2 protein-coding genes are annotated in these 5,443 nt (G+C 50.2%); one reads left to right on the plus strand and one right to left on the minus strand.

The window, feature by feature from the left end; all coding sequences use genetic code 11:
• Positions 1–505 (plus strand): hypothetical protein (locus V7680_RS14795; protein ID WP_335654030.1); only part of this gene is annotated, 505 nt, incomplete at its 5' end.
• 599 nt (positions 506–1,104) lie between these two features.
• Here V7680_RS14795 and V7680_RS14800 read toward each other — a convergent pair.
• Entirely contained in the window at positions 1,105–4,716 is a 3,612-nt protein-coding gene (locus V7680_RS14800; protein ID WP_335654031.1) for a YobI family P-loop NTPase, read from the minus strand.
• Positions 4,717–5,443 lie beyond the last annotated feature (727 nt).

Consider the following 5,443-nt stretch of genomic DNA (forward strand, 5'->3'; position numbering starts at 1 on the left):
GCTGATCGACAAGAAGCTCATGACTTATGTCCGGGGCGGTTCCCAATCTACGGAACTCACGCCGGAAGCTTTTGCTATCTTGCTTATGCTCGCCAATACACGCAGCCTGAGGAACCAGCCGCTGCCGGTTGGTCTGCCGACGCTGGAACGATGGCATGGGCTCGACCCGGAAGCCATAACCCCCGAATGGGAAGCAGCGCTGCAGAAACTGGAGCGTTATGCTGACCGGCTGCCATTTCGTTTCGAGCGGGTAATGATCGGCAAGCTGGGTGCCATCAGGCTTGTCGGCGACGGGCTGGGGCCAAACATCCCGCTGCGCCGGACATTGTGGTCGCTCACCTTCCCGGATCAATATGCGCGGGACCGGTTTTATTACTGGCTCTGCCACCGCGTAGATCGATGGAGCGATTGGGGGACCCGCGCCTGGCAGAACGGGCCCCGAGCGCTCAGCGAATATCTGCTGCAGCTGAAATTTGCGGATGAACCGGCCGTGATGCCAGATTGACCAAGCTGGATAGTGCAAAGAACAATGGGCGGTCTCCTCGGAGGCCGCCCGTCGTCATTTATCAGGAGGCAAGATCGGCAAAAACCCACTTCCTCTGGTTCATCCGGAGCACCTCGTCATCTAATCTCTCACGCTTCGTTAGCCAACAAGATCAGGTGACCAATCGATTTATTCGCGCGCTGTGTTGAAAGTTACCTTAGAACCCGGAGCAGACATGCCCTGAGTTCGACTCCGGCATGTCCGACGTCGGTCCAGACAAAGCCGCAGGCCATGGTCCTCTTTTCAGATTAGCTTATCGAAAGTTGGCAGTCGCGAAACCACCTAGTAATTGCCGTTCTGGCGCGAACAAATTCTGAGCGCTGAACGGCGGCTTTCAGAATCGAGAATGGGTCGAGGAGACGGCAACAATTGCGCGAATTTCGGACCGACTGTAGTGGGACCGTCAGTGGACCAGCAGCTTCCGGATAGAAGAGTGCACAAAGCGGCCCTTCAGCTGACGACTCATTTGCCGTCGGGATTTCGCAAAGCGTGTAATTTTCTCGTAAGAGAATCGAGACGTGCAGCCTCTATCGCGAAAGTGCTAGAATTTCCTCATTTTGTTATCGCCGATACAGATTCACGCGTATGTCGTCGGTGAAGAACCTACTCTCGCTCCAAGAGGAGATAATCTTTCTTTGATCAAGCCATTTAACCAAGGCGAGATTTTCCGCGCTGTTCGTCAATCTCGGTGTATTGTAGCCTGTTTTTATTTCGGAAAATGGTCTTGGAAGATTAGCCAAAACCTGACGCACGTCGTTGTCCGACAGAAGGGAATTACACTTGTTGAAGAGTGAGATTTGGGTCTCGATAGGCCTTGAATGCGCAATTAGGGATTGCACGATAATCGCATCAAGGTCGGATATATTGGCGTCGGCGCGATCGAGGATCGGACCAATTATTGCTGCTCGCTCGGGAAGGTCCGCAAGCGCGCTCAGCGCCATCAGATCGATTATCGCGCGCTTGTCATCATCGGCAATTTCAGCTCGGAGAAGTTTTTCTAGGAAATCGTCGTCTAGCGCGAACAAGTCTGGATCGGATAGGTATGTTTCGATGTTGGCAGCGACGAAAAAGGCCTGCAAGTCCGCATCTTCCGCAAGCGCGTCGAGACTGTCTTTGGTAAACGTGACCTTCCCTTCTTCTATCAGGATTTGAAGTTTGGTTCGCTCAAGGTCTTCTGGGAATTTCGTGAAAGGCTTCGGCAGGGCCTGCGCATATTCCTGATAGGCGACGTCGCGTAGCTTGGCCGCCTCGAAGAGGAATCGCCGAAGTGGCTGCATATCCGTGTCACCCGGAATGGCATGTTTAAGGATAGCCGTTCGGACATCGTCCCGATCGAGATAGTCGATGAGGCTTTCCGCTTCGAAACCTTCACCTTCCATAAATGCGAGGCAGTTCGCCCAAGTTGGTTCAATCACATTGAGCTGGAACAGCATCGCGCGCAATTTCTCTGGCACGTCCTCTAGAGTTGGTAGCAAGGTTGCTTGCCGTCCAAGAAATTCCCTAACATCGTCTTCGTCAAGATCATCGCGGCGAAGGATGGCCAAAATAGCTGGGGCGCCTTCGCTCGAGTTCCTTGGCAGTTCCAGAAGGACGTCTTGCAAGTAGAGATCGAAATCGCGTTGGACCCGCTCTATCAAGACAGGATTATTCATCGAGCGTAAGGTGGTGTAATTCTTCGTATGCATTGGCTCGAGCTCATTTTCTCCAAGAATTTCCTGATATGCGTATTCCAGGTTTGCGATCGTAAGTTCGAAAAGCCCATTTTCGAACATGACTCGTATAATTCCGGGGTGCTCCTTGATAGCAGCGAAGTCCTTGACCTGGAAACCGAGGCATTGAAGTCGCTCCGGTGGCAGTTCGGGCGCATGCGTTAGAATTTCAGGAAGGTTTGCCGAGACGAATTCTGAAAGCTCGTCGAATTCATTTGCCAATGTCACGAGCGATCTTTCAGACAGGTTCGCGACCAGCTGCGTTATGTGGGACATATTCCGCGAGCTGGCGATGGCTTCCGGAACGAATTTATTCCAAACGCTGACCAGTCCCGAAAGTAACGCTGGGATCTCGCGGCCGCCTGCGTAGTATGCTGCGAAAAAACCCTCACAGCTTTCGAATTCGGATGAGATATATTCGAAAAGTTTTTGCGTTTGATCATCATAGCGGTTTTGGTCGCTCAGGAGGCAGTCGACGAGTTTGACGTTGAGGACATAACTCTGCCGGAAATCCTCATCGCGCATTGCCGCGGCTACCTCTTTAGGATTGTCGATCGGAAAGTCCGGCTCAGGCTCGATGAATGCCCGTATCTGGATCAGGAATTTATTGTCATTGGGTGATAAGCGGCCCGAGTGAAACAGTGAAGTGTATTGGTAATAAGTGTCGTCGAGATGGCCTTCCAAGATAAGAAAGCGGGCAAGTTCTCCCTTCTCACCGAAGCCATCGAAAAGGTCTTCCATACAATCAGCGTTCAAACGAACTAATTCGTTGAACTTAGTCGCCCGCAGCGTCGCGATGCTTGATCTGAGTTCTTGTATTCGGCTCACGCTCACTTTCTTGTTGGCCGCTGCCTTGTTTTCGATCTCCGCTTTGCGTTGCAAGTAGGATTTCTGAGGATCAACGTCGTTTTGTAAGCTGGAGATATCGAGTGACTGATGTTGATTTTGTATGTTTCGGTAATTGATAATCCGAGCTTCAATCAGCTGTTCAAACTCATCATCGCCGACCAATTTCGGAAGGGTAATCCACGTTTGTCCGCTAAGACTGACACCGAGGACATTCGCGGGAAGCTTCTCGACTAGAGCCATAGCATAAATCTGGCGCAATTCTTTCAGGTCAGAGGGTATCTGCTGTTCGGCGGTTTCAATCTTGTTTTCAAGTTCCGAGATCCCGGATCGGTGCTCGGCCTCGCCATGGGCGATAAGCTCTTCCTGTCGTTTCAAAATGTCGGCCAGATTACCCTCGCCGCGGTGCAGCTGCTCGAAGTCCCTAGGATAGACGTTCTTGTAAATTAGGATCGCGAGCAGTTTGTTGGCGTTCAGAAAATTCTCATCATCGGTTTCTAGGTTGGCTACATAAATAGCATATTCGTTGAAGATGTTTTGGATCAACCTCAGGTCGTTGAGGTATCTTGAAACCTCTCGCAGGAACTGCCGATCAAGGCGACCGTCGAGTGCCAGCCTCTTTTCTTGTTTCAATACCATATCGATCGAATTCGACGTGTTGATGATTGGAATGACGGGAATGATAAATTCGAAAAACTTGGTTCGGTCGGTGTTGACGAATATGTCATCGCGCAGGGCGTAAAGGAACTTAACTTTTCGTTTTACGCCCGCATTCTCGTTCACCAAGCTATTGATTTCACGCAATGTGACGAAGATCTCTGTATTTTTAAATCGATCCAGATCCTCGATGATTACGAGATCGTAATCTGTCGACTGGAAGAAGTAGACGATTTCATCCAAGTGACGGTTCAGTATGGACTCCTGGTTATCCGAAGCAGGCCTTATCTCGACGTCCTTCAACGAGATGCTCTTGAGCGACACCCCGAAACTCGCGACATAAAAATGATGCAGCGTCATCCAGAGGAATAACGCTGCGAGCGCTAAGCTTCCCAGATCAAACCAATTGCTGAGCGCGAGGGGAATGAAGAAGGTGCCGCTAAATATATCGTCACGTTGAAGGAATACATACCAAAGCGCGAGCAAGCCGAGCATTATGTAAAGAGATTTAAATATCGACCATACGCCGGGTGATTGGATTCGCTTGAAGCGCGACAGCGGAAGTTTGTTGGCGTCAGCGCCATACAGCATCTGCTGCAAGATGCTTCTTTCAATCTCTTGACGGCTTACCTTGCCGCCAACCGCGTCGACCTCGGGCACGAACGCTGCGAGGGAGATGTGAAGCGCGGGCCGGCGATACCTCTTCAAGAAGGATCGTATGATGCTGCTTTTTCCCGAACCATAGGGACCCGTCAGTGCTATATTTGACACTTTCGTGTTGTTCGTGGCGTAAAGAAGTGCTTCGGAGTATACGCCGGACTTATCGGCCTGATCGGTTGGCGCGAGATCCACGAATTTCGATTGCGTTACAGTTGGGCGACCCGTGCTTTCCATCAAAGCTGCGAAACTATAGAGCTGCCCGGAAAACCAGTGTGCTAGCGTCGTGATGTGTTCTTTCATAAGCAATCGACATAGCACAAACCCAACAAATAGAAATGCACGATGGTCCGATAAATACTTAATTATTAGCCATTGAGAACGCCCGCTTTTCTGAATTGACGTTTGGACTTTAGATGTCTGAAAGTGGGGCGCGAAGCGGATATAGAACATAATCGCCGCAGATGCACTTATGGAAAGCTGGGCAAAATCTTACAATCGACCTCTACTTTCCGCCAATACTGGCATAGCAAACGGATTGTCAAAAACGAAGCGCACCTTCAAATGGTGCTTGAATCGGGCGCAGAATGCGATCACAATCTTCCCACGATGGGCCTTTTTGATTTATTCAAACTGCTGCGCGCGGAGACAATCCTCGGTGTTGAGATTGGTTTGGTCGTCGCGATAATTTTTCATTCATACCCTTGAAACAGCTTTTATATTTGTTCACTTTCTGTTCTCAAAGAGAGATGGGTTCCAACAATCACAAACCGATTCTCCCGAAGGCCTTTTCAACGGCGGGGAATATGCGCCTCAATGGTGTCGAGATCAAAGCTTGGTGCACGAAATGTCAAACGATATTCAAGGTCGATCTTGTGGCTCTTATCATGGTGAAAGGCCCGGACTATTCATTAGTTGGCCAGCATCCACCGTGCCGAATTTATGATTGTGACGGCCGATGTAATTTTTTGGTATCGTCTGACAAGGGAACGCCAATGATTACGCTAGACCGATGGGCTGATTAATTTTC

It is taken from the genome of Parasphingorhabdus sp. (genome assembly GCF_036963705.1).
Classification (GTDB): domain Bacteria; phylum Pseudomonadota; class Alphaproteobacteria; order Sphingomonadales; family Sphingomonadaceae; genus Parasphingorhabdus.